The sequence below is a fragment of the Plantactinospora sp. CNZ320 genome (assembly GCF_002846275.1).
The window spans coordinates 2,333,807-2,356,868 of the sequence record NZ_PJMP01000001.1 but is presented as its reverse complement, the minus strand read 5'-3'; the positions used below and the strand labels follow the sequence as shown (position 1 = coordinate 2,356,868).

Genomic DNA, 23,062 nt, shown 5'->3' with positions numbered 1-23,062 from the left:
GGCACCGTCGCGCGGGCCCCGGGCACCGGCAGGAGGGGAGAAGAATGGCGATGAGAATTGCCAGCACATCAGGTCAGCGGCGGACGGGAAGACTCGCCGTCGGACTGGCCGTGGCGGTCAGTGCCGGGCTGCTCGGCACGACTGTCGCACCGGCTGCCGCGGCACCGGCCGAGGGGACGATCCGGCACGCAGGTGGCGCCACCGCCGTCGCCGGAAGCTATCTGGTGGTACTCGAGGAGGCGTCGGTGAGCGCCGACGCGGTGACCGGGCGGGCCGGCGTACTCGCCGCCCGGGCCGGCGGGAAGGTGGCCCGCACCTACCGGCACGCCCTGCGCGGCTTCGAGTTCACCGGCTCCGCCGAGGCGGCCCGGCGGCTCGCCACCGACCCGTCCGTGGCGTACGTCGAACAGAACCACCGGGTACGGCTCACCGGCACCCAGACCCCGACCCCCTCCTGGGGACTGGACCGGCTCGACCAGCGCCCGCTTGCCCTGGACAACAGCTACACCTACCCGAGCACCGGCAGCGGGGTACGGGCCTACATCATCGACACCGGGATCCGGCTCACCCACCAGACCTTCGGCGGTCGGGCGGTCTCCGGCTTCGACGCGATCGACGGCGGACCCGCCACCGACTGCCAGGGGCATGGCACCCACGTCGCCGGTACGGTCGGCGGCACCGAGTACGGCGTCGCGAAGGGCGTCACCCTGGTCGCGGTACGGGTGCTGGACTGCGCCGGCAGCGGCACCTACGCCCAGGTGATCGCGGGCGTCGACTGGGTCACCGGTGACCATGATCACGGCGAGCGCGCGGTGGCGAACATGAGCCTCGGCGGGCCGGCGAACAGCGCCGCCAACACGGCGGTGGCGAACTCGATCGCTGACGGGGTCAGTTACGCCGTCGCGGCCGGCAACGAGAGCACCGACGCCTGCGGCGGCTCACCGGCCAGCGTCCCGGCCGCGATCACCGTGGCGGCCACCGGCGGTTTCCCCGGCGGCCCCGGCCGCAGCGACGCCCGCGCCATCTTCTCCAACTACGGCACCTGCGTCGACCTCTTCGCCCCTGGGGTGGCGATCGTCTCGTCAACCATCGGCAGTGACACCTCCAGCGGGCCGGCCGACGGCACCTCGATGGCCTCGCCACACGTGGCCGGCGCAGCCGCGCTGGTGCTGGAGCAGAACCCGTCGTACACCCCGCAGCAGGTGCGCGACCGGCTCGTCACCGGCGGCACCCCCGGGCTGGTCACCGATCCCGGCCCCGGCTCGCCGAACGTCCTGCTGCACGTCACCGACGTACGGACGCCCAACCACGACTTCGCCCTCACGGTCGCCCCGGCGAGCGGTTCGGCCGGACCGGGCGGCGCGGTCACCGCGACGGTGAGCACCCGGGTGACCGCCGGCTCCGCCCAGACCGTCGCGCTGAGCGTGGCCGGCCTGCCGAGGGGCGTCACCGCGACGTTCAACCCGGCTTCCGTCGTCGCCGGCCGGTCGTCGGTGCTGACGATCCGGATCGGCTCGGCGGCGGTGCCCGGCAGCTACCCGGTGACGGTCACCGGCACCGGCCCGCACGCCGTCCGGACCGCCCGGTACACGGTGACCGTGACGAACCCGGCCGGCTGTACCGGCACCAACAACACCGACGTCGCCATCCCGGACCTGTCGACAGTGGAGAGCGGGGTGACCGTCTCCGGTTGCCCCGGCAGGGCGTCGGCGTCGAGCACGGTACGGGTACGGATCCTGCACACGTTCCGCTCCGACCTGGTGGTCAGCCTGATCGCGCCGGACGGCAGCGGATACGTCCTGCACAACCGGACCGGCGGCGGTGAGGACAACATCGACCAGACGTTCCGGGTCGACCTGTCCAGCGAGACGGCGAGCGGCAGGTGGCGGTTGCGGGTGCAGGACGCGGCAGCCCTGGATGTCGGGAACATCGACCTCTGGACGCTGAACCTGACGGCCGGTACGCCGACGGCCTGCGCCGGCAGCAGCAGCACCGGGGCGGTCATCCCGGATCTCGGTACGGTGCAGAGCCCGATCGTCCTCGCCGGCTGCTCGGGCAACGCCTCCACGACAAGCGCGGTCGGCGTGCGGATCACGCACGGCCGGGTCGCCGACCTGGTGGTGCGGCTGGTCGCCCCGGACGGCAGCTCCTATCTGCTGCGTAACCGGGTCGCCGGTGGTTCGCCGATCAACGCGGTCTACCTGGTGAACCTGTCGGCCGAGGCCCGCAACGGCAGTTGGCGGCTGCGGGTGCAGGACGCGGCGGCGCCGTACTCCGGGCGCCTGGACGGCTGGTCACTGACCCTGTGAAATCAGCGGGCGGTGCCCCGGTGTGCCCCCGGCGCGCCGGGGCACCGCCTCGCGTCTCAGGCGGCGGTGGACCAGATGGCGGTGAAGCCGGCCGCCTCACCGGCCAGCCAACGTTCGACCTGGTCGGGGCGGACGGCGGGGTCGCGGTGGTGCACGACACCCCGGCGTACGTCGACCAGCACCGGCTCGGCGCCCGGCAGCACCTGCTCCATCTGCCGCCCCATCAGGTGCAGGGTGGCCAACAGTGCCTGCTCGCTAGGCGGCTGCTCGTCGAAGTGCAGCCGGACGGCCTCCCGCCGGCCGTCGTCGTAACGCAGCCCGAGGTGCGGGTTGACCTTCACCGGCAGGTCGCCGACCATCCCGAGCGCGTCGTGGGTCTGGGCGAGGTTGACTGTCGACAGGTCGCCGAGCGAGTGCAGGTAGCTGATCGCACCCGGGACCAGCGCCTCGTAGAGCGGTCGCCAGCGGGGCTTGACCACCCCGGCGATCTCCGACAGGTGGCGGCCACCGGTCCGGAAGGCGATGTCGGTCTTGAGCGCCTTGACGAGCTGCCCGTGTGGGTTGAAGCCGGAGCGACTCGCGCGCTGCTTGCGCAGGCCGCCGACGAAGGTCGCCTTGGCCGGACCGGTGCGGTCGACATAGCGGGTGAAGGCGAGCAGGGTGGCGTAGGGGAGGGGGGCGGCAGTGGGCGCGGTGGCGACGGACTCTGGCACGGCTGTCCTCCCAGTTCAGAAGCCGTTTTAGTACACACATTCTAATTGATTTCTGCCGCTCCGCCCAGCCCAAAAGGGGCGTACCGGATGCCGCGTCCGCGCCAACCTTGCGCAGCGGCATCCGCCGGTCCTGTGCTGGGATACGACGCATGATCGAATCGCGGGCGCCAAGGTTGGAGATGCTGTGGGAGCCGCACGACCCTCGCCACGCGCTCGACGAACGGTTCGGCTTCGGCGACGCAGAGTCGGCCGGCCGATGGGTTGCCGCGATGCTGGACGAGCACTGGGGCGTTCGCATCGACTCCTGCGAGCGGATCGTCATGAGCGGCGGCAACGCGCTGGCTTGGGTCAACACGCCGGCTGGCCGGCTGCTCGCGAAATGGTCGGTAGTGCTCGAGCGTTTTCCGCGTCTGCTGGAGGTGGCGCGACTCACGAACTGGCTCCACGGCCGAGGGCTGCCGGTTTCGGCGCCGGTCCCCGCACGAGACGGTCGCCTCCAGGTCGAGGTCGACCGTGTCTCGATGGGCTTGCAGCGCGAGATCGTCGGCGACCTTCTCGACACCGCCGATCTCAACCAGGTGCGGGTGGCCGGAGCCGTACTCGCCCGATTGCATGACGCGCTGGCCGCATACCCGGACGTCGATCAGTTTCTCGCCCCCGCCGTGTCGGGCAAGCCGTTGACGACCCGGGTCACCGACTGGCTCGACTCCCGGGCCGACCATCTGCCGGCGGCCGCTCGTGACACCCTGCGTGGGCTGGTCGCCAGCGCGCCGCCTGACCGATTTCCCCGTCAGCTCCTCCATTTCGATATTCGCTCCGCCAACATCCTGTGGGCCCGTGGCGGGGTCACCGCGATCCTCGATTTCGAGGAGGCCCAGCACGATCATCGGATCGTCGAGTTGGCCCGCGCGGCGATCCTGCTCGGCACCCGCTACCACAACTGGGGGCCGGTGCCGGCTGAGGTTCGCACAGAATTCCTTGCCGGCTACCAGTCCGAGCGACCACTGACCCCAGCCGAGGCGGGCTGGTTGAACATCGTCCTGCTCTGGCAGGCCCTGGCGATGGTGCCGCACGGCGACGACCCGACCGGGTGGGGACCGTCGGCCTTGAGCCAGCTTCGCCAGGAGACCGCAGAGTAGTTCCGGAGGATCGCGTCTCGCACCGTCCGGACCTACCCTTGCCAGCTTGGATGCCGCGGAAGCCGCCAGTCGCCGGCATGCGGCGCCGAGGCATCAGCCGGCCGTGGGGGCCTCCAGGGTCTGCGGCAGGAGTACGGCGATGTCCATGCCGCCGGTCGGCCGGGCGGTGCTGGAGATCTCTCCGTCGTGCGCGGTGACGATCGCGCGCACGATGGAGAGGCCGAGCCCGGCCCCGCAGGTGCCGTTGCCTGCGGTGCCCCGGACGAACGGCTCGAACAGCCGCCGTTCCTCGTCCGGCGTGACCGGCGGGCCGGTGTTGACGACCCGCAGGAATGCGTGCCCGTTCGCGGTGCCGCAGGTCACCGTGACGTGTCCACCGGCGTGGTTGTAGCGGAGCGCGTTCTCCAGCAGGTTGCCGGCCATTCGTTCCAGCAGCACCGGCTCGCCGTTGGCCGGCGCCGGCCGCAGGTCGGCCTGCACGGTGACGGCACCGTTCGCAGCCAGGTCGGCGGCGTCGGCAACGGTCGCGGCGGCGATCTCGGCCAGGTCCACGGGCGTACGGCGGGGCGGGCCGGCCTGGCTGCGGGCCAGGACCAGCAGCCCGTCCAGGGTGCACTGGCTGGTTTCGACGGCGGCGGCGATGTCGCCGGCCATGGCGACGAGTTCGGCGTGGTCGGGTTCGCCGTCGAGGGTGACGTCGATGGCGGTGCGCATGGTGGTGAGTGGAGTGCGTAGTTCGTGCGCGGCGTTGGCGACGAAGAGGCGCTGGCTGTTGAGGACGCGGTCGCGTTCGGCGATGCCGTGCTGGATGCGGTCCAGCATGCCGTTGATGGTGGCCGCCAGCGCGGCGAGTTCGTCGACGGGCTGGCGGACGGGTATCCGTTCGGACAGGTTTTCCGCGGAGAGCCGGTTCGCGGTACCGGAGATAGTCCGGATGGGGCGCAGTATCCGCCCGGCCACCACCCAGCCGGTCAGCCCGGCCAGCGCGGTCACGACCAGCAGCGCCGGTGCGGCCTGGGTCAGCAGCTTGGACATCGCCTCGTCGATATGCAGCCGCAGGCTGCGGAAGAGCAGCAGGTACGTCAGCGCCGTGAGCAGGAACCCGGCGGCCAGCACCAGGCCGGTGTACAGCAGTGCGAGACGGCTGCGGGCGGTCAGTCGCCGGATCATGGGGTGATCCGGTACCCGGCGCCGGTAACGGTTTCGATCAGCGGTGGATCGCCGAGCTTGCGGCGCAGGCTGCTGACAGTGATCCGCACCGCGTTGGTGAACGGGTCGGCGTGCTCGTCCCACACCTTGTCCAGCAGCGTTTCGGCGCTCACCACCGCGCCGTCGGCGGCGAGCAGCCGTTCCAGTACCCCGAACTCCTTCGGGGTCAGCGACAGCAGCCGACCGTTCCGTTCGGCGGTGCGCCGCGACGGATCGAGTTCGACATCCTCCGCGCGCAGCACCGGAGGGCGGGCCGGCGTGCTGCGCCGGGCCAGCGCGCGCACCCGGGCGACCAGCTCGGAGAAGGCGAACGGCTTGCCCAGGTAGTCGTCGGCGCCCAGGGCCAGCCCGTCCACCCGGTCGGACACGGCACCGGATGCGGTGAGCATCAGCACCCGGGCGGCGCCACGTTGCGCCAACAGCCGGCACACGGTGTCGCCGTGCACCACCGGAAGGTCCCGGTCCAGGACCACCACGTCGTACGGCGTGATGTCGCATTTGTTCAGTGCCTGCTGACCGTCGTGTGCCACGTCGACGGCGCAGCCGTGCTTGCGCAGCCCGGCCGCGATGTACCTGGCCAGCGGCTGTTCGTCCTCGACCAGCAGCACTCGCATCCGGCCAGTATCCCCAGCACCACCTATGGGTGGCGTATGGACCGGCGATCGGTTGCCGGCAGGCGGTGGCCGGTAGACCTGCAACGGTTCGTTAGTCGATCGGGAGAGAAGCCATGATCATGGATTCGGATTCGGTACCCCCGCACCCACACGGGCCGGACGCAAGAGTGAGACGCGCCGGTCACTGGACTTCACCGGGCATGCGGAACCGCCCTGACGACGGGGGTGGATCATGAAGCTCAGCTCAGCCGCCCGCTGGTTCGCCGTGGTCCTGCCCTTGACCGCGGTGCTCGTCACGCCCAGCCCCGCCGCCCGGGCCGCGCCCGTCGCCTGCGTCGCGCCGGTGCCGAGCACCACCAGGCCCGGCTACACGGTCGCGGATCCGAACTGCGACCCCGACGGCACCCCGTTCCAGCCGCTCACCGACGCTGGCGGCAACCCGGTCAGCAGGACCTACGCCGCCATCGAGAACGGCGCCGCCTTCCGGATTGAGGTGCCGCTGGCCTGGAACGGCGAACTCGTCGTGTTCGCGCACGGCTACCGTGGGGCAGGAACCACGGTGCGGGTCGAGAGCCCCGCCCTGCGGGACCACTACCTGGCCCGGGGCTTCGCCTGGGCCGCGTCCAGCTATCAGACCAACGGGTACAACGTCGGGCAGGGCGTGCGTGACTCACATGCGCTGATCGCCCGGTTCGCCCGCGTCCACGGTACGGCGGCCCGCGCGGTCTACCTGACCGGTGGGTCGATGGGCGGGCACATCACGGCGGTGGGGATCGAGCAGTTCCGCGGCTCGTTCGTCGGCGCCATGCCGTACTGCGGCGCCCTCGGTGACGCCGAGCTGTTCGACTACTTCCTCGACGCGACGGTGACCGCGGCCGCGCTGTCCCGGGTCCCTCTGCGGTTCCCCCTGGAGCCGCCGGCCGACTTCCCGACCACCTTCCGTGGGACGGTGGACGAGATCACTGCGGCGCTCGGCGTCGGTGTCGGGCAACCACCGACCCTGACCCACGCCGGGCGGCAGTGGTCGGACGCGGTCGAGCGGCGCTCGGGCGGGGAGCGGCCCGGCTTCGACAGTTCGTTCGCGTTCTGGAGCGCGCTCCGAGGGCTGACGCCAAACACCGACCTGCCGTTCCTGTTCGGGCTCTACCCCGGCCTCGACGGCGGTACGGCCGGCCTCGCGGACGGCAACCTCACGTCCAACCGGTCCACCTGGTACAACCTGGACGATCACTGGCTGCCAAGCTCTGACGAGATCAGGCTGAACCTGACGGCGCTTCGGGTCGACCGCACGGCCGAGCCGAGTCCGGACCTCACCGGCGTGCCGCGGGTGCACGGCGATCCACGCGTTCCGGTGCTGTCGCTGCACAACATCGGCGACCTGTTCGTGCCGTTCTCGATGGAGCAGGTCTATGCGACCCGCGCCGGCGGGCACGGACAGTCGCGGCTGTTCGTGTCGCGCGCGATCCGGGCCGCCGGGCACTGCGACTTCACCGGCGCTGAGCTGGCCCGGGGCTTCGACGACCTGGTGAACTGGGTCCGCACCGGGCACCGCCCAGCCGGGGACGCCATTCTCGACCGGCGGGTGGTGGCCCGCGACGACTTCGGCTGCCGGTTCACCGTCGGCGTCCGGGCGGACTTCGTCGCACCCGCCTGCCCCTGACCCGTACCCGCGCCCCAAGCGGTGCGGAGCGAGTGGATTTCACGGTAGGACTGAAACGGGAGGTGGCATGGTCCAGGGGTGGCACGGCTGGGTCGGTACGTTCACCGGGGTCGCACTGGTCACGGTGGCCGTACTCCCGTTGGCCGCGCCGACGGTGTGGGCGCTCGCACGCCGTCGGAGTGTCCTCGGCTGCACGCCGGCCTGGGCGTGGCGGATGTCGCTGGCCGAGGTCGGGATCGTCTACGGGACGGTGCCGTGGGTATGGATGATCCTGTTGCCGGGCGACCGGGCCGGTGCCGTCCCCGGTCGGGTGAGCCTGGTACCGCTGCGGGATCTGCTCACGATCCTCACCGACGGGGGGCCGCTGACCCTGACCGGCCAGGTTGTCGGCAACCTGCTGGTGTTCGCGGCGCTGGGGTTCCTCGCCCCGCTGCGGTTCGCGGCGCTGGCGTCGGTATCGCGGATCCTGGCGCTCGCGGCGGGCTGCTCGATCCTGGTCGAGGCCGCGCAGTACGTCCTGCGGCTGGACCGGGTGTCCTCGGTGGACGACGTACTGCTCAACACCGCCGGCGCCGGGCTGGCCGCGCTGGCGTCGCGCCGCTGGTGGCGTGCCACGGCCGGAGCGTCGGCAGACCGACCTCGACCGGTCCCGGCACCGGGACGCTGATCTGCGGGAGTTCTTGCGGCGGAGCACTCCATGCCACCGTCACGAGAACTCATGCAGGAACCCGAGTTCCCCGGCGCTGGGCGGCCCGGCGTCACCGGATCCGCCAGGTTCGGCTGAACCGCCCCGGAGTCGTCGACGCGCACCGACGAACTCCGGGGCGGTCACGGCCGTCAGTCGACGATCAGCGCGGGGCGCCAGGCCGGCTCGGCACCGGCGAGGTCGAGTTGCTGGAACAGACCCTTGGTGCCCTGCGCACCGAGAGTCTCGCGGTGCGCGTCGATGCTGACCGTCAGCCCCTGCACGTCGTACACGGTCAGCGACTCGAGCCAGTCCGGGTCGGCGCCGGCGGCGAAGTGCGCCCGGTGGCCGTCGACCGTGTCGTTCGGCTGCGGGGGTTCCTTACCCTTCAGTTCCGCCCGGATCGCGTCGGTCACTTCGAAGTACGGCGAGAGTGCGACGACAAGCGTCTTCGCCAACTGTGCGCCCGGCTCCACAGTAGAAGGTGCGGAGCTGTACGTGAGGCCGGCGTACCACCGCCCGCCGCTCGGGGTCAGCGGCCCGGAGACGTCGGTCTGGATCAGCCGCAGGTTCGGCGGCACCCGCACCTCGTTGACCGGCAACCGCACCTGCTCGGTCGTACTGAACGTGAGCTTCTGCGCCACGTGCAGGGCGATCTCGCGGGCATCCTGCCCCCACTCCCAGGGCGCGACCCGGACCTCGGCCCAGCCGTCCGGGGCGTACTGCCAGCGGAGACAGAGCTGGTCGGTGCCGTCCACGTCGTACTGCGTCAGGGTTGCCGCCGCGCCCCGTACGTCGGGTGCGGGCACCGTACTGATCGTGGCCGCCCGTTGGTCGATGCCGACGACCTGTGGCGCGGGTGGCGTCGCCCCCTTCGGGTAGAGGTTGACCGACACCCCGGCCCAGGCGGGGTTCGGCACGCCGGGAGCGTGCCCGATCAGGGCCACTCCCGAGTTCCCCGGCAGCAGACCCGCCTGGTACTGCACCCTTTCCAGGCCCGGTGGCAGCCAGCCGAACCGAACGTACTGGACGCTCGGGTCGACGGTCTCCAACGCGGTCGGGATCCGGGACGAGTCGGCTGGCGGCACCATTCCGGTGTACGGCCGCAGCGGAGCCAGGGCACCGGCCGTCTCCAGCGACGGCGCGGACGGCCGGTCCGGCGAGACCAGACCCGGCACCGTGGCGGCGCCGACGGCCAGTACGGCCACCGCCAGTGCGGCACCCGCGCCACGGGCGTACCAGCGCTGCCGCCGTCCGGTGGCCATCGCCCGCTCGATGTCCAGTACCGCCGACGACCTCTCGGTCGAGTCGACCTCGGTGCGCATCAACCGCGCCACATCCGTTTCCTCAATCATGAGCGACTCCCGGTAGGCAACACGTTGGTCGGCGCACCACTCGGGCCGCCGGTCGAAACGGCGGTCGGCTGGTCGTCCCGACCAGGAGCGAGCAGGCGACGCAGCGTCGCCAGCCCTTTGGCGGTCTGGCTCTTGACGGTGCCGGGTGAGCAGTCCAGGGCCTGCGCGGTCTCCTCCACCGTCAGATCCTGGAAGAATCGCAACACCAGGACCGCCCGCTGTCGCGGCGCGACCTGACGCAGTGCGGCCACCAGTTCGAGCCGCTCGGTGGCATCCGGGGCGGCCGGCGCGGGCCGCTCCGGTAGCAGGTCGGTGAGGAGTACCCGGGCCCAGCCGCGTCGCCGGTCGTCGATCAACCGCCGCAGCAGCATCGTCCGGACCAGGGCGGACAGGTTGTCGGCCCGCCGTGCCCGCGACCAGTTGCGGTACAGCTCGGTGAGCACCCGCTGCACGACATCGTCGCCCTGGTGCCAGTCGCCGCACATCAGGTACGCGGTCCGGCGCCACTGCGGCAGGCCGGCGCGGACGTAGTCGCTGTACTCGGCGTCGGCCGCGGCCCGCTCGGCGGCTCCCCGGTTCAGCAACGTCCCCGGTCCTGTCCTCCCGCCGGCCACCAACCGCACGGTGATCGTTCGCACCCCAGCATCCTCACTCCTCCGGTAGCTGTGCCTCCTACACCGCCTTGTCGTGGCCGGAGTGCCGCCGGGTTGCCCGCCGGGGACAATCACCTCACCGGACCGGTGCATCCCAGGTGCAGGCGTACATCAAACGGTCTCGACTGCAACGCGATCCGAGGGCGGCACGTGTTACCCGTACCTTCCGGCCGACGGCCGGGCACCGGTATGGGGAGGGGTCGTGCAATTGTCACCGCCGCCGCGTCTCGACGAACCACCACCGCCGCCGGCAGGCGCCGGGCGGAAGCCGTCCGAGAGCGACTTCGACGCGTTCTACGAGGCCCATTTCCGGGCGATGACAGTCCAACTCTCCGCGTACACCGGCGATCTGGGGCATGCCCAGGACCTGGTGCAGGAGGCGTTCTGCCGGGCGTTCGCCCGATGGCAGAAGATCGTCCGGTACGAGGACCCGGTGGCCTGGGTACGCCGGGTGGCCTGGAACCTGGCCACCAGCCGGTGGCGACGGCTGCGTACCGCGCAACTCTTCCTGCGCCGGCAACGTGAGGAGCACGTACCGGCGCCCAGTCTGGACCGGATCGCACTGGAGGCGGCTCTCGCCCTGCTGCCCCCCCAACCAGCGCCGGGCCGTCGTCCTGCACCACCTGGCCGACCTGCCCGTCTCGGAGATCGCCCGTCAGGAGGGTGTGGCCGAGGGAACCGTCAAGTCCTGGTTGCACCGGGGCCGGGCCGCACTGGCCGTTCACCTGACAGATCGAGGAGCGCAGTCGTGATGGACAACGAGACCTTCCTGAACACCCAGTTCGCTGCGTACCGCAACGAGCGGATGGCCGATGTCACGCCGGCCGGCTCGGATGCCGTACGCAGCACGGTGCGGCGCCGCCACCGGGTCGCGGTCACGGCCGGTGCCGCGCTCGCGGTGGCACTCGTCGTCGGTCCGGTGGCCGGATATGCCGCCCTCGGCCAGGATCCGATCCCACCACCGCCAGACATCTCGACCGTACCCACCGGGCAGCCGACCCCCACCGGGTCGCCGACCCCGCCGGCGAACGTCACCACCACCGCACCGGCCACGCCGGCCGCACCGGACGGTCGGCTCAGCACCGCTGATCTGCTCGCCGCCCAACTCGACCTGCCACAGTGGTGGGGCGACGCGCCGTGCCAGCGCCAGGGCCGGCTCGCCGGTGGCGCGCCCCAGGAGGAGGGCAACTGGCTGGCGAGCGTCGACCACGCGGACGTGGACCGGGACGGCGCCGTGGAGACGGTGGCCATGATCGGCTGCAAGTTCAACCGCTCCGTGGTGCAGACCCAGGTCGTGGTCTTCGAACGGGGCACGACCGGCGGGATCGTCACCAAGGGGCAGGTGCTGACGAGCCGGCCGATCGGCTGGATCTTCCGGGTGGACGCGCGGTCGGACGGCTCGATCCGGATCGAGGTCGGCGACCGGGAGCCCGTCGGCGACCAGGGATCGAGTGCCGTGGTCCGGCAGTGGCGCACGTACGGCTGGACCGGGACGAGGTTCGCCCAGACCGGCGGCCCGACCAGTTTCCCGGCCAAGAAGAGCCTGGCCGACCTGCGGGTGACCGCCACCGACGTGGTGTACGGCGCACTGGCCGACGACGGCTCCCGGCACGGCAAGACCACAGTCACCATCCGCAACACCGGGCCGGCCGACGCGGACTTCGTGTTCCTGACGCTCGAACTGGGCGAGAACGTGCGCCACGAGGGTCAGGGGTGGACCGGCTGCCTGGAGGCGAGCACCAACGCCGGCTCGTCGCCACCCAACCTCGGCTGCCTGCTCGGCCGGATCCCGGCCGGCCAGACCAGGACCCTGGTGCTCGGCGTGGCCAGTCGCGGCGCGGAGCTGACCCAGGTTTCGGCCCGAGCCCACGTGATGCGCCTCGACAAGCAGCGGGATCCCGTACGCGACGTCAAGGAAGCTGACAACGAGTTCCACTTCGACCAGCGTTAGGCCCAGCCGGGCGGTGCCGGTGGCCGGGAAGGTCCACCGGCACCGCCCCGTGCCGGGCCCCTTACCTAGGGCGTGCCAGTCGACGGGTCGACGCCGGCCCGGAACTGCTTCTCGACCAGGGCCAGCAGGGCGGCGTGGGTCTGCTCGTCGGCCGCCACGACGAGGCCGCCCGGACCGGTGTGCAGCGGCTGGCCGCGCAGGCCGGTGACCACACAACCGGCGGCCCGGCACAGCGCGATCCCGCTGGCGAAGTGCACGCTGTCCCGCAGGTCGCCGTCGGTGACGTAGCCGGCCCGGCGGCCGGCGGCGACCCAGGCGACCGCGAGGGTACTGGAGATCACCCGGGGGCGGAACCGCTCGGCGAACTCCGGCTCGGCGAGCAGCCGTACGGCCCGGAAGGTGGGCTCGTTCGGGAACGGCGGATCCAGGTTGACGTCCACCAGGCCGGAGTCGGCCGACGGTCGGAGGTCGGTGTCGACGCCGTTGCGGCGTACCCGGGCCAGGGTGCCGTCGGTCCAGAACACCTCGCCGCTGAACGGGTCCGCCGAGGCCGCCACGGTGGTCTCCGGCCCGCACCGCAGCGCGACGTTCACCGCGACCAGCATGCTCTGCGCGGCGTAGTTCAGCGTTCCGCAGAGCGGGTCGACAAGCCACTCCCGGCCGTTCCCGCCGGATCCCGTCCGGCCGCTCTCCTCACCGACCACTGTGTCCTCGGGGCGGGCGGCCCGCAGCACTTCTACGATCGCCTGCTCCGCCTCGATGTCGGCGGCGGTGGCGAAGTCGCCCGGAGCCTTGTCGAACCGGGCCAGCTCGGTGCCGTAACGGGAGCGCACCACCTCGGCGCCCGCCTCCGCCGCCGCGACGGCCAGTTCGAGATCGGTGATCGTCATGCGGCAATGCTAAGGGCGGTCGGTGCCCCGGCGGAGGGCGCCGTCCGCCGGGGCTCATGGCGTACGGCGTCTGACCCGCACCACCTCGGGTTCGACCGGGCCACCGCACCGGTCGCAGTGCAGGTGCTGCACGACATCGCCGCCGCCGCACGACTCGTGGACGTACGTGATCGGGCCGGGCCGGACCCAACGGTCGCCCCAGGCGGTGAGCGCGACGACGACGGGTTTGAGGTCCCCGCCCTTCTCGGTGAGCAGGTACTGCTGGTCCTGCGTGCGCATCAGGCCGGCCGCCACGAACGAGTCGAGCCGCTTGGCCAGCACGTTCGTGGCGATGCCGAGGCTTGCCTGGAACTGCGTGAAACGGGTGTACCCCCGGAACATCGCGTCGCGCAGGATCAGCAGGCTCCACCGCTCGCCGACCAGTTCGAGTGTCCGCGCGGCCGAGCATTCCTGGCCTTCGTAGAGATGTCCGAGCATGGGATCCTTCCGGTTGCTTGCATGATGCAAGTGTCTGCTCTAGCGTAGCGACGTCGAAGGGAGCTCCAATGTCGCTGAGCGGAAAAACAGCCGTGGTGTTCGGAGCCGGCGGCGCCATCGGCGGTGCGGTGGCCCGCCGGTTCGCCAAGGAAGGCGCGACGGTGCACCTCAGCGGCCGTACGCTGGCGCCGGTCGAGGCCGTCCGGCGCGACATCGCGGCAACGGGCGGCGCCGCCTCCGCATCGGAGGTCGACGCCTCGGACGAGGCCGGGATCGAGCGCTATCTCGCGTCGATCGACCCGCCGGACGTCGTGCTCAACGCGGTCGGGATCCCGATCGTCCAGGGTGTGCCGCTCGTCGACCTGCCGTTGGCGGACTTCCTCGCCCCGGTCACCGCCTGGGCGTCGACCCAGTTCCTCACCTCGCGCATCGCCGGCCGGCACATGCTGCGCCGGGGCAGCGGCGTCATCCTCACCCTCTCGGCCTCGCCGGCCCGGATGGCCATCGCCGGCACCAGCGGGTTCGGCGTCGCCTGTGCCGCGATCGAGGGGCTGACCCGCACGCTTGCCGCCGAGTTCGGGCCGGGCGGCGTACGGGTCGTCTGCCTGCGCCCGCACCGGATCTGGGAGACCGTCGACGGCCCCGACCTGCCGATGCCGGTCGAGGAGTTCCGCGCGTTCCTGCACGACATGACGCTCCTCAAGCGACTGCCCACACTCGACGACGTGGCCCACACAGCCGCGTTCCTGGCCTCCGACGGCGCGGCCGCGATCACCGGCGCCATCGCGAACCTGACCGCCGGGATGAGTGTCGACTGAGGACAGGTCGACAGCACGGGCAGCCGAGGCGGCACGCGGGTCGCTGGCTGCGCGGCGTCGTGCTACAGCTGCCCCACGTCGGTGATCCGGAGTACCGCCGTGCCCGCCGCGTCGGAGGCGGCGAGATCGACCTCCGCGCTGATTCCCCAGTCGTGGTCACCGTCCGGGTCGTCGAGGATCTGCCGTACCGTCCAGCGGTCCCGACCCTGCTCGATCATCAGCAGCGCCGGTCCGCGCGCCGCCGGCCCGGTGCCGATCTCGTCGTACGTCTCGAAGTACGGCTCCAGCGCCTCGGCCCAGGCGTCGGCGTCCCACCCGTCCTCGGCGTCGAGCGCGCCCAGCTCGTCGAAGCGGCGCAGGGCGGCCAGCTCCACCCGGCGGAACAGTGCGTTGCGGACCAGCACCCGGAACGCCCGCACGTTTCCGGTGACCGCCGGCGGCTTCTCGTCGACCACCACCGTGGCCGGATCGGCGCTCGGGTTGCGCAGCCGCTCCCACTCGTCGATCAGGCTGGAGTCGACCTGCCGGACCAGCTCGCCGAGCCACTCGATCAGGTCGATCAGTTCCTCGGTCTTGGCGTCCTCCGGCACGCTCTGCCGCACCGCCTTGTACGCGTCCGCCAGGTAGCGCAGCACCAGCCCTTCGGAGCGGGACAGGCCGTAGAAGTTGACGTACTCGACGAAGGTCATCGCCCGCTCGTACATGTCCCGGACCACCGACTTCGGTCGCAGCTCGTAGTCGGCCACCCAGGGGTGCCCACGCCGGTACATCTCGTAGGCGGCGTCCAGCAGCTCGGCGAGTGGCTTCGGGTGGGTCACCTCGTCGAGCAGTTCGAGCCGTGCCTCGTACTCGATCCCGTCGGCCTTCATCGCGGCGACCGCCTCGCCCCGGGCCTTGAACTGCTGCGCCGAGAGGATCTGCCGCGGATTGTCCAGAGTGGACTCGATCACGGACAGCACGTCCAGGGCGTAGGTCGGGGCGGCGCTGTCCAGCAACTCGATCGCGGCCAGCGCGAACGGCGAGAGCGGCTGGTTGAGCGCGAAGTCGAGCTGGAGGTCGACGGTGAGGCGTACCCGTCGACCCTGCTCGTCCGGCTCGGCGAGCCGCTCGACCACGCCCCCGGCCAGCAGCGCGCGGTAGATGGCGATGGCCCGGCGGATGTGTCTGCGCTGCGCGGCCGGTTCCTCGTGGTTGTCGGTCAACAGGTGCCGCATCGCGGCGAAGGCGTCGCCGGGCCGGCTGATCACGTTCAGCAGCATGGCGTGGCTGACCTGGAAGCTGGAGGTCAGCGGCTCCGGCTCCGCCTCGACCAGCCGTTCGAAGGTCGGCCGGCCCCAGCCGATCGACCCCTCCGGCGGCTTCTTCCGGACCACCTTGCGGCGCTTCTTCGGGTCGTCGCCGGCCTTGGCGAGCGCCTTCTCGTTCTCGATCACGTGTTCCGGCGCCTGCACCACGACCGTGCCCATGGTGTCGAAGCCGGCCCGGCCGGCCCGGCCGGCGATCTGGTGGAACTCGCGCGCCTTGAGCAGCCGGGTCTTGACCCCGTCGTACTTCGACAGGCCGGTGAACAGGACGGTGCGGATCGGCACGTTGATCCCGACCCCGAGGGTGTCGGTACCGCAGATGACCTTGAGTAGTCCCGCCTGGGCCAGGGTCTCCACCAGCCGCCGGTACTTCGGCAGCATCCCCGCGTGGTGCACCCCGATGCCGTGCCGGACCAACCGGGAGAGCGTACGCCCGAAGCCGGCGGTGAACCGGAAGTTGCCGATCGCCTCGGCGATCATGTCCTTCTCGGCCCGGGTGGCGACGTTTACGCTCATCAGCGCCTGGGCGCGTTCGAGGGCGGCGGCCTGGGTGAAGTGCACGACGTAGATCGGCGCCTGCCGGGTGGAGAGCAGCTCCTCCAGGGTCTCGTGCAGCGGGGTCATCGCGTACGAGAACATCAGCGGTACCGGCCGTTCCGCGTTCTTCACGAGCGCCGTCGCCCGCCCGGTACGCCGGCTCAGGTCCTCGACGAACCGGGTGACGTCGCCCAGCGTGGCGGACATCAGCACGAACTGGGCCTGTGGCAGCTCGATCAGCGGCACCTGCCAGGCCCAGCCCCGGTCCGGTTCGGCGTAGAAGTGGAACTCGTCCATGATCACCATGCCGACGTCGGCCCGGTCGCCGTCCCGCAGGGCGATGTTGGCGAGGATCTCCGCCGTACAGCAGATGATCGGGGCGTCCTCGTTGACGCTGGCGTCCCCGGTCAGCATCCCGACGTTCTCGGCACCGAAGATCTCGCAGAGCGCGAAGAACTTCTCCGAGACCAGTGCCTTGATCGGCGCGGTGTAGAAGCTGACCCGGTCGTCGGCCAGCGCCGCGAAGTGCGCACCCGTGGCGACCAGGCTCTTGCCGGAGCCGGTCGGGGTGCTCAGGATCAGGTTCGCCCCGGAGACGATCTCGATCAGCGCCTCCTCCTGATGCGGATAGAGGCTGAGCCCGCGCTCCAGCGCCCACCCGGCGAACGCGTCGAAGAGGGTATCGGGGTCGGCGCTGCCCGGCAGCTGATCAGTGAGCGTCATAGCCGGTCCATGGTGCCTGTCCCGCCCCCCGCAGCGCCAATCGCCCCCATGTAAGGAAGGGGCCCTTCTACAACAGAAAACGATATGCGGGGGCCCTTCCTTGCACCTCAGGGGCGGCGGAAGATCAGGTCGCGGATGGGGCGGCCGGCGGCGACCCCGCGCCGCTCGAACTTCGTCACCGGCCGGTGCGCCGGGCGGGGGGCGAAACCGGGATGCAGGTTCACCAGCTCCGGGTCGGCGTCGAGGGTCTCGCGCATGCTGTCGGCGTACTCGGGCCAGTCGGTGGCACAGTGCAGGATGCCGCCGTGCACCAGCCGGGAGCGCAGCAGCGCGACGTGCGCCGGCTGGATCAGCCGGCGCTTGTGGTGCCGGGGCTTCGGCCAGGGGTCGGGAAAGAAGACGTGTACGGCGTCGAGGCGGTCCGCCGACAGCAGGTGCCGGACGAGGTCGAGCGCGTCACCCCGGGCGATCCGGACATTCGTCAACCCGTACCGTTCGGTCAGCGCGAGCAGGTTGGCGATGCCCGGCGTGTGCACCTCGACGGCGAGATAGTCGCGCCCCGGGTCGGCGGCGGCCATCGCCACCGTGGCGTCACCCATCCCGGAACCGATCTCCAGCACCACCGGTGCCACCCGCCCGAACAGCTCGGCGAGGTCCAGCCGGCGGCCGGTTGGCCGGTCGCCGATTGGCCGGTCGTCGTCGCTGCTGCCGCTGCCGCTGCCGCTGCCGTCGTCGTCGGCGCCGTCGTCGGAGTGCCCGGGAATCGGGACGGTCAGGCCGTACCTGGGCCAGAGCCGGTCCAGCGCGTCCAGGTGCCGTCCGCTGAGCCGCCCCCGGCGCGGGTGGAAGGTGCGGATCTGGGCCAGCCGATCCGGCGGTACCCGGCCCGGCGTCCCGGCGGGCGCGGGCTGCGGGGCCGGCGCGGCGGCGGCGCTGCTCTGGTCCTGGCTGGTGAGGGTCACGGGAACGTCAGCCTACGCGATCGGCCCGCGTGACCACGGATTCACCGGTCGGCCGAGGGCTCGACGGGGCTCGGCCGGATGCGGATCTGGGCCGAGAACGCCTGACCGGGTGTGCTCGGCGTCGACAGGTGAGAGGATTTCCTTATACGGCAGGCCAGCAGGCCCCGCAGTGTCCGGCCTGCCCGAGGCGCCGGGAGGGGGACCAGTGGCAACGCGTCGACGCATCGCGCTTCTCGGCGGTGTCCCGCTCGCCCTGCTGCTGGCCGTGCCCGCCCCGGCCCGCGCCGCCGACGTCTTCGTCCAGGTCAACCCGAGCACCGTCGAGGCCGGCTTCATGGTCGGCATCAAGGCGAGCTGCCGCACCAACACCCAGCCGGCCACCGTCGAGTCGCCGGCCTTCGGCACGGTGACGGTGCAGCCGCAGGCCGGGTTCCTCACCGCGGTCGCCAGCGTGCCGGAGACGACCCGGGCGGACACCTATCGGGTACGACTGAGCTGCCCGGACGGCGGCACCGCCAGTACCCGGTTGATGGTGGTGGGCGCCACCCGGCCGCAGAAGGGACCGGCGACCGGCTTCGGCGGCAGCGCCGGGGACGACCCGGGCGGACTGCTGGTGGCCGGCGGGCTGGCCAGCACCGTACTCGGTGCCGTGCTGGGTCTGGTCGCCATCCGTCGCCGGGCCCGGTCGATCGCCCCGCGCCGGACCTGACCGGGAGGAGTACCGCCCGATGGCCCGTACCCCCACCGGCCGGCGTCGCATCATCGGCGGCCGTCAGCCGGCGGTGCACCTGCGGCATCCGGCGGCCCGGCCCGGAGGCAGCCGCCCCCGCCGGAGCATGATCGGGCCGCTGGCGATCATCCTGGTACTCGTCGGGGTCTTCGCCACCGGCGCCGGGCTGGGCCAGTCGGCGGGCGGGCCGTTCCGCTGGCTCAGCGGTAGCAGCAAGGAGCCGCCCCGGGACTTTCCGGTACTCGCGCCGAGCCGGCCGGTGAAGCTGGCGGTTCCGTCGATCGGGGTACGCGCCCCGGTGCACCGGGTCGGGCTCGCCGACGACGGTTCGATCGCCGTACCCGCGCTGGAGAAGCACAACGAGGTCGGCTGGTACGACAAGGGTCCCACCCCGGGCCAGTTCGGGCCGGCGATCATCGTCGGGCATGCGGACACCCGTACCGGACCCTCGGTCTTCCACGATCTGGCGAAGCTCCGCCCGGGCGCCCGGATCGAGGTGACCCGGCAGGACCGGTCGGTGGCGATCTTCGAGGTCAACTCGGTCGAACACTTCGACAAGGACAAACTGCCCGCCGAGCGGGTGTACGGCGACTTCCGCCGCCCCTGGCTCCGCCTGATCACCTGCGGCGGGCGCTGGGTCGGTGGCGGAACCGGCTACTCCGACAACATCATCGCGTTCGCGTCCCTGGTCGACTCCCGCAAGCCGTGAACTGCCGCCGACCCGATCCGGGCGCCGCCGGGGCGGCTACGGAGCGGTGGGGCCGGCCTGCTGCACCACCTCGAACTCCAGCAGCGTGGCGCCGCTGGCGACCGGCCGGGGCTGCTCGCCGCCCGAACCGCCACCGGCAGGCCCACCCGCGTGTGCCTGGCGGGCCGGCCCGCTCGCCCACGCCTGGTACGCCTCCTCGCTCTCCCACTTCGTGTACACGAAGTAGCGGGTCTCGCCGGCCACCGGGCGGAGCAGTTCGAAGCCGAGGAACCCGGGGGAGTTCTCGACCGCGCCCTGCCGGGCGGCGAACCGGCGCTCCAGTTCCGGGCCGGCGCCTTCCGGAACCTCGATCGCGTTGATTTTCACCACTGCCATGGCCTCACCCTAGCCGCGCCGGGCCGCCGGTCACCCGCCGTCGGGGCCGGCCGTGGTGTCGACAACGATCGGGGCATGGTCGGAGGGGCCTTTGCCCTTTCGGGCCTCCCGGTCCACGTACGCCGAGGTGACGCGTTCGGCGTACGACTCGGTCGCGTACACCAGATCGATCCGCATTCCCTTGTTCTGGTGGAACATCCCGGCCCGGTAGTCCCAGTACGTGAACGGGTGCGGGCCCTTCATCGGCGTCGGCACCACGTCGGTCAGGCCCAGGGCGCGCAGGTCGGCCAGGGCCTGCCGCTCGGCCGGAGTCACGTGTGTCGAGTTGACGAAGAGCGCCGGGTCCCAGACGTCGGCGTCGGTCGGCGCCACGTTGTAGTCCCCGCAGACCACCAGCGGCAGCCCGGTGCGCAGTTCGGCGGCGAGCGCGTCGCGGAGCACCGCGAGCCAGGCCAGCTTGTATTCGTAGTGCGGCGAGTCCGGGGTACGCCCGTTCGGCACGTAGATCGACCAGACCCGCAGCCCGGCGCAGGTCGCGGAGATCGCCCGGGCCTCCGGTTCCGGGAAGCCCGGCTCGTCGGCGAACCCGACCGCGACGTCGGCCAGCCCGACCCGGGACAGGATCGCCACCCCGTTCCACCGCCCGTCGCTGTGGCTGGCCACCTCGTAGCCCAGCTCGCCGACCTCGCCGGACGGGAACGAGCCGTCCGGGCACTTCGTCTCCTGCAGGCAGACGACGTCAGGCTTCGTACCGTCGAGCCAGTCCAGCAGCCGGGGGAGGCGGGCCTTCACCGAGTTGACGTTCCAGGTCGCCAGGCGCATGTTCCCAGCCTGCCCGATCGGGCCGGAGAACGCAGGTCCGCGACGCGCCCACGGCTCAACTCCCGCCCGCCTGCCCGCCGGGGACGCCCGCCTGCCCGCCGGGGACGCCCGCCTGCCCGCCGGGGTGGACGCCCCGCCGGCCCGGTGCCGGCTGGCGGGCGCACCAGCACGTCCTGCGGTCAGGTGCCCGGGTTCTCCCCGGGGCGGCCCTGCTCGGCGAGGAAACGCTCCAACTCCGCGCCGAGTTCGTCGGCGGTGGGCAGCGGCCCGTTCTGGTTGGCGAGCAGGTTCGGCTCGCCCCGGCCCCGGGTGAAGGCGTCGTACTGCTCCTCCAGCGCCTGCACCAGCGAGGTCGCCTCGTCGGTCTGCGCCACCTGCCGGTCGATGTCGACCCGGACGGCCTCGGCGGCGGTACGCAGCGCCTCGGTGGGCAGCAGCAGGCCGGTGGCCCGGGAGACCGAGGTCAGCAGCAGCTCGGCCGCTCCCGGATATTCGGTCTGCGCCACGTAGTGCGGCACGTGCACCGCGAAGCCGACCGCGTCCCGGCCCTGCTCGCCGAGGCGGAACTCCAGCAGGTTGCCGGCGCTGCCGGGCACCTGGATGCGTTGCAGCCAGGATTCGTAACCGGTGATCAGCTCCGGTCGGGTGGCGTGCGCGGTCACCCCGATCGGGCGGGTGTGCGGCACCGCCATCGGGATCGCGTTCAGACCGATCGTCACCCGTACGCCGAGCCGCCGGATCAGGCTGGTCAGCGCCGCGATGAACCGTTCCCACTGGAAGTCCGGCTCGGGGCCGGAGAGCAGCAGGAACGGGGTGTTCTCGTTGTCACGCAGCAGGTGCAGTTCGAGCTTGGGCTGTTCGTAGTGCTCCCAGTGGTCCTCGACGAAGATCATCGTGGGACGCCGGGACCGGTAGTCGAGCAGTTGGTCGACGTCGAAGGTGGCGATCGTCCGGGACTCGAGGGTCGACACCAGGTGTTCCCGGGCCAGCCGGGTCGCGTTGCCGGCGTCGACGAAGCCGGAAAGCGCCTGGATCAGCACCGGCTGACCCAGCTCGGGCAGGTCGTCGGTGAGCTGGTAGAGCTCGTTCGGGTCGAGCACCGGTCAGGACCTCCTTGGGGTACGCCGGGACGCGCCTACACAGAGGGCGCCCCGATGTAGCAAACGCTGCCGCTATCTTGGTCCATTCCACCGAGCCACTCCGCGACCCCTGCCAGCATCGTGGCCCGGACCTCCGGTGGCGCGGCGGACGCCTCCACCGACGACCGGGCCAACGCGGCCAGTTCGGCGGCGGAGCAGCCGAGTACGTCCCGGGCCAGCAGGTACTGGTCGAGCAGGCTGGTGCCGAAGAGCAGGGGGTCGTCCGTGCCGAGCGCCACCGGCACCCCGGCGGTGAGCAGTTCGCGCAGCGGGGTGGCCGGCAGTCCGGCGGTGACGCCGAACGGCGGGTATGAGCTGGGACACACCTCCATCGCCACCGCCCGGCTGGCCAGCAGGTCGAGGGTGGCGGGATCGGTCGCCGCGGTCACCCCGTGCCCGACCCGGTTCGCGCCGAGCAGTGTCACGCAGTCCCGGACGTGCCAGGCGGCCTCGTAGAAGCCGCTGTGCGGCACGGCCAGCAGTCCGGCCTCGGTCGCCGTCCGCATCGCGGGCACGAAGTCGGCGATCCGGCCCCGCCGCTCGTCGTTGGAGAGTCCGAAGCCGACGACGCCGTGCCCGGCGTACCGGGCGGCGAGCCGGGCGATCCGCTCCGCGTGCACCGGCGGCCCGGCCCAACTGGCCGCCAACACCACTCCGGTACGCCCGCCGGCCGCTCCGGCGAGTACCGCCTCCACCACCGGCTCCAGCCCGCCCAGCCGGTCGGCGTACGTCGTCGGGTCGACCTGGATCTCGACCCAGCCCGCGCCGTCGGTGACGTTGTCGGCGGTCGCCTCGGCCACCACCCGGCTCAGGTCCTCGGCGGTACGCAGTGCCGCACGGGCGAGGTCGTAACGGCTCTGGAACGCGGCCCAGCCGGCGAGGAGGCCGGTCGGCAGCGGCTCGGGCAGCGGCAGGCCGTACCGGTCCGCCAGCTCGGCCAGCGTCTCCGGCCGCATCGAGCCGGTGAGGTGCAGGTGCAGGTTGGTCTTCGGCAGCCGACGGAGGTCGTGGTGCTCGTTCGGGTCGGGAACCGGTGCCATGGTCCACGGTCTCACGAGACCGGCCGGTCCGGCGAACGGGTGGGGGACCGGCCGGCCGGGTGCGGCTCGGCTGATCGGGGGAGGTGATCGATGTTGCCGTCGGTGACGGCTGATTCGAAGGTAGATGCCCCACTGACACGGTAAACGTGCTTCTTCTGGTATGCCCTGGTTGTTATATCTGACCAGTGCCGCCACCGCCTGCGGTCCGATGACCGGTTGTCGGTCCCGCAGATGTGGTGGAGGCCACC

At 71.8% G+C, this 23,062-nt stretch carries 21 protein-coding genes and 1 pseudogene; 9 read left to right on the top strand and 13 right to left on the bottom strand.

The genetic code is table 11. The annotated features are described in order from the left end of the window. Positions 1-50 precede the first annotated feature (50 nt). Complete coding sequence (locus CLT71_RS10250) at positions 51-2,309, top strand: S8 family serine peptidase (RefSeq protein ID WP_101371312.1); 2,259 nt, start codon at positions 51-53, stop codon at positions 2,307-2,309. 56 nt (positions 2,310-2,365) lie between these two features. Here CLT71_RS10250 and CLT71_RS10245 read toward each other — a convergent pair whose 3' ends face one another. Beyond that, positions 2,366-3,022 (bottom strand): hypothetical protein, encoded by a 657-nt coding sequence (locus tag CLT71_RS10245; RefSeq protein WP_101366911.1) that lies wholly within the window; start codon positions 3,020-3,022, stop codon positions 2,366-2,368. A 149-nt stretch (positions 3,023-3,171) separates the two neighbouring features. On the opposite strand from CLT71_RS10245, the gene CLT71_RS10240 reads away from it, so the two are divergent. Then, positions 3,172-4,161 (top strand): phosphotransferase, encoded by a 990-nt coding sequence (locus CLT71_RS10240; RefSeq protein ID WP_101366910.1) that lies wholly within the window; start codon positions 3,172-3,174, stop codon positions 4,159-4,161. 93 nt (positions 4,162-4,254) lie between these two features. Here CLT71_RS10240 and CLT71_RS10235 read toward each other — a convergent pair whose 3' ends face one another. Beyond that, complete coding sequence (locus CLT71_RS10235) at positions 4,255-5,331, bottom strand: sensor histidine kinase (protein WP_101366909.1); 1,077 nt, start codon at positions 5,329-5,331, stop codon at positions 4,255-4,257. Then, positions 5,328-5,984, bottom strand: a complete 657-nt coding sequence (locus CLT71_RS10230) for a response regulator transcription factor (RefSeq protein ID WP_101366908.1) — start codon at positions 5,982-5,984, stop codon at positions 5,328-5,330. The genes CLT71_RS10235 and CLT71_RS10230 overlap by 4 nt, the downstream gene beginning before the upstream one ends. Positions 5,985-6,216: 232 nt before the next feature. Here CLT71_RS10230 and CLT71_RS10225 point away from each other — a divergent pair, with 232 nt between their 5' ends. Both CLT71_RS10225 and CLT71_RS10220 read left to right on the top strand, forming a co-directional pair. Then, positions 6,217-7,644 (top strand): phthalyl amidase, encoded by a 1,428-nt coding sequence (locus CLT71_RS10225; protein ID WP_101366907.1) that lies wholly within the window; start codon positions 6,217-6,219, stop codon positions 7,642-7,644. Between the two features lie 67 nt (positions 7,645-7,711). Further along, a complete protein-coding gene (locus tag CLT71_RS10220) occupies positions 7,712-8,311 on the top strand; it encodes a VanZ family protein (RefSeq protein WP_101366906.1) in 600 nt (199 codons plus the stop codon). Between the two features lie 170 nt (positions 8,312-8,481). Here the strand turns inward: CLT71_RS10220 and CLT71_RS10215 are convergent, their stop codons facing one another. Next, on the bottom strand, positions 8,482-9,684 hold the full coding sequence (locus CLT71_RS10215; RefSeq protein ID WP_143743427.1) for a hypothetical protein: 1,203 nt from the start codon (positions 9,682-9,684) through the stop codon (positions 8,482-8,484). Then, the gene (locus tag CLT71_RS10210) at positions 9,681-10,322 is read right to left on the bottom strand and encodes a SigE family RNA polymerase sigma factor (protein WP_486483180.1); all 642 of its coding nucleotides are present in this window, start codon (positions 10,320-10,322) and stop codon (positions 9,681-9,683) included. The genes CLT71_RS10215 and CLT71_RS10210 overlap by 4 nt, the downstream gene beginning before the upstream one ends. A 331-nt stretch (positions 10,323-10,653) precedes the next feature. On the opposite strand from CLT71_RS10210, the pseudogene CLT71_RS10205 reads away from it, so the two are divergent. Continuing rightward, positions 10,654-11,089 (top strand): annotated as a pseudogene (locus tag CLT71_RS10205) (sigma-70 family RNA polymerase sigma factor). Continuing rightward, complete coding sequence (locus CLT71_RS10200) at positions 11,086-12,288, top strand: hypothetical protein (protein ID WP_143743426.1); 1,203 nt, start codon at positions 11,086-11,088, stop codon at positions 12,286-12,288. Before CLT71_RS10205 ends, CLT71_RS10200 begins: the two are co-directional and overlap by 4 nt. A gap of 65 nt (positions 12,289-12,353) precedes the next feature. Here the strand turns inward: CLT71_RS10200 and CLT71_RS10195 are convergent, their stop codons facing one another. Further along, positions 12,354-13,178 carry an inositol monophosphatase family protein gene (locus CLT71_RS10195; protein WP_101366902.1) on the bottom strand — a complete coding sequence of 275 codons (825 nt, stop codon included), beginning with the start codon at positions 13,176-13,178 and terminating at the stop codon, positions 12,354-12,356. A gap of 54 nt (positions 13,179-13,232) precedes the next feature. Further along, positions 13,233-13,655 (bottom strand): winged helix-turn-helix transcriptional regulator, encoded by a 423-nt coding sequence (locus CLT71_RS10190; RefSeq protein ID WP_101366901.1) that lies wholly within the window; start codon positions 13,653-13,655, stop codon positions 13,233-13,235. 68 nt (positions 13,656-13,723) lie between these two features. Between CLT71_RS10190 and CLT71_RS10185 the strand changes: the two genes are divergently transcribed. Next, complete coding sequence (locus tag CLT71_RS10185) at positions 13,724-14,473, top strand: SDR family oxidoreductase (protein ID WP_101366900.1); 750 nt, start codon at positions 13,724-13,726, stop codon at positions 14,471-14,473. A 62-nt stretch (positions 14,474-14,535) separates the two neighbouring features. Here the strand turns inward: CLT71_RS10185 and CLT71_RS10180 are convergent, their stop codons facing one another. Both CLT71_RS10180 and trmB read right to left on the bottom strand, forming a co-directional pair. Continuing rightward, positions 14,536-17,037 carry a DEAD/DEAH box helicase gene (locus tag CLT71_RS10180; RefSeq protein ID WP_101366899.1) on the bottom strand — a complete coding sequence of 834 codons (2,502 nt, stop codon included), beginning with the start codon at positions 17,035-17,037 and terminating at the stop codon, positions 14,536-14,538. 107 nt (positions 17,038-17,144) lie between these two features. Then, positions 17,145-17,903, bottom strand: coding sequence for a tRNA (guanosine(46)-N7)-methyltransferase TrmB (gene trmB, locus CLT71_RS10175; RefSeq protein WP_101371311.1), 759 nt, complete (start codon positions 17,901-17,903; stop codon positions 17,145-17,147). A gap of 301 nt (positions 17,904-18,204) precedes the next feature. On the opposite strand from trmB, the gene CLT71_RS10170 reads away from it, so the two are divergent. Further along, positions 18,205-18,708 carry a hypothetical protein gene (locus tag CLT71_RS10170; RefSeq protein WP_486483179.1) on the top strand — a complete coding sequence of 168 codons (504 nt, stop codon included), beginning with the start codon at positions 18,205-18,207 and terminating at the stop codon, positions 18,706-18,708. A gap of 19 nt (positions 18,709-18,727) precedes the next feature. After that, the gene (locus CLT71_RS10165) at positions 18,728-19,438 is read left to right on the top strand and encodes a class F sortase (protein WP_101366898.1); all 711 of its coding nucleotides are present in this window, start codon (positions 18,728-18,730) and stop codon (positions 19,436-19,438) included. 36 nt (positions 19,439-19,474) lie between these two features. Here CLT71_RS10165 and CLT71_RS10160 read toward each other — a convergent pair whose 3' ends face one another. From CLT71_RS10160 to add, 4 genes are all read right to left on the bottom strand, one after another. Next, positions 19,475-19,813 carry an antibiotic biosynthesis monooxygenase family protein gene (locus CLT71_RS10160; RefSeq protein ID WP_101366897.1) on the bottom strand — a complete coding sequence of 113 codons (339 nt, stop codon included), beginning with the start codon at positions 19,811-19,813 and terminating at the stop codon, positions 19,475-19,477. A 30-nt stretch (positions 19,814-19,843) separates the two neighbouring features. Continuing rightward, positions 19,844-20,635 carry an exodeoxyribonuclease III gene (locus CLT71_RS10155; protein WP_101366896.1) on the bottom strand — a complete coding sequence of 264 codons (792 nt, stop codon included), beginning with the start codon at positions 20,633-20,635 and terminating at the stop codon, positions 19,844-19,846. Positions 20,636-20,814: 179 nt separating this feature from the next. Beyond that, complete coding sequence (locus CLT71_RS10150; protein ID WP_101366895.1) at positions 20,815-21,735, bottom strand: PAC2 family protein; 921 nt, start codon at positions 21,733-21,735, stop codon at positions 20,815-20,817. A gap of 35 nt (positions 21,736-21,770) precedes the next feature. Further along, on the bottom strand, positions 21,771-22,814 hold the full coding sequence (add, locus tag CLT71_RS10145; protein ID WP_101366894.1) for an adenosine deaminase: 1,044 nt from the start codon (positions 22,812-22,814) through the stop codon (positions 21,771-21,773). Positions 22,815-23,062 lie beyond the last annotated feature (248 nt).

What these genes read in the sequence shown, in the direction of transcription:
- CLT71_RS10250 (WP_101371312.1), top strand. Translation starts at nt 51, where the DNA reads ATGAGAATTGCCAGCACATCAGGTCAGCGGCGGACGGGAAGACTCGCC.
- CLT71_RS10240 (WP_101366910.1), top strand. Translation starts at nt 3,172, where the DNA reads ATGATCGAATCGCGGGCGCCAAGGTTGGAGATGCTGTGGGAGCCGCAC.
- CLT71_RS10235 (WP_101366909.1), bottom strand. Translation starts at nt 5,331, where the DNA reads ATGATCCGGCGACTGACCGCCCGCAGCCGTCTCGCACTGCTGTACACC.
- CLT71_RS10230 (WP_101366908.1), bottom strand. Translation starts at nt 5,984, where the DNA reads ATGCGAGTGCTGCTGGTCGAGGACGAACAGCCGCTGGCCAGGTACATC.
- CLT71_RS10225 (WP_101366907.1), top strand. Translation starts at nt 6,217, where the DNA reads ATGAAGCTCAGCTCAGCCGCCCGCTGGTTCGCCGTGGTCCTGCCCTTG.
- CLT71_RS10220 (WP_101366906.1), top strand. Translation starts at nt 7,712, where the DNA reads ATGGTCCAGGGGTGGCACGGCTGGGTCGGTACGTTCACCGGGGTCGCA.
- CLT71_RS10215 (WP_143743427.1), bottom strand. Translation starts at nt 9,684, where the DNA reads ATGATTGAGGAAACGGATGTGGCGCGGTTGATGCGCACCGAGGTCGAC.
- CLT71_RS10195 (WP_101366902.1), bottom strand. Translation starts at nt 13,178, where the DNA reads ATGACGATCACCGATCTCGAACTGGCCGTCGCGGCGGCGGAGGCGGGC.
- CLT71_RS10190 (WP_101366901.1), bottom strand. Translation starts at nt 13,655, where the DNA reads ATGCTCGGACATCTCTACGAAGGCCAGGAATGCTCGGCCGCGCGGACA.
- CLT71_RS10185 (WP_101366900.1), top strand. Translation starts at nt 13,724, where the DNA reads ATGTCGCTGAGCGGAAAAACAGCCGTGGTGTTCGGAGCCGGCGGCGCC.
- CLT71_RS10180 (WP_101366899.1), bottom strand. Translation starts at nt 17,037, where the DNA reads ATGACGCTCACTGATCAGCTGCCGGGCAGCGCCGACCCCGATACCCTC.
- CLT71_RS10165 (WP_101366898.1), top strand. Translation starts at nt 18,728, where the DNA reads ATGGCCCGTACCCCCACCGGCCGGCGTCGCATCATCGGCGGCCGTCAG.
- CLT71_RS10160 (WP_101366897.1), bottom strand. Translation starts at nt 19,813, where the DNA reads ATGGCAGTGGTGAAAATCAACGCGATCGAGGTTCCGGAAGGCGCCGGC.
- CLT71_RS10155 (WP_101366896.1), bottom strand. Translation starts at nt 20,635, where the DNA reads ATGCGCCTGGCGACCTGGAACGTCAACTCGGTGAAGGCCCGCCTCCCC.
- add (WP_101366894.1), bottom strand. Translation starts at nt 22,814, where the DNA reads ATGGCACCGGTTCCCGACCCGAACGAGCACCACGACCTCCGTCGGCTG.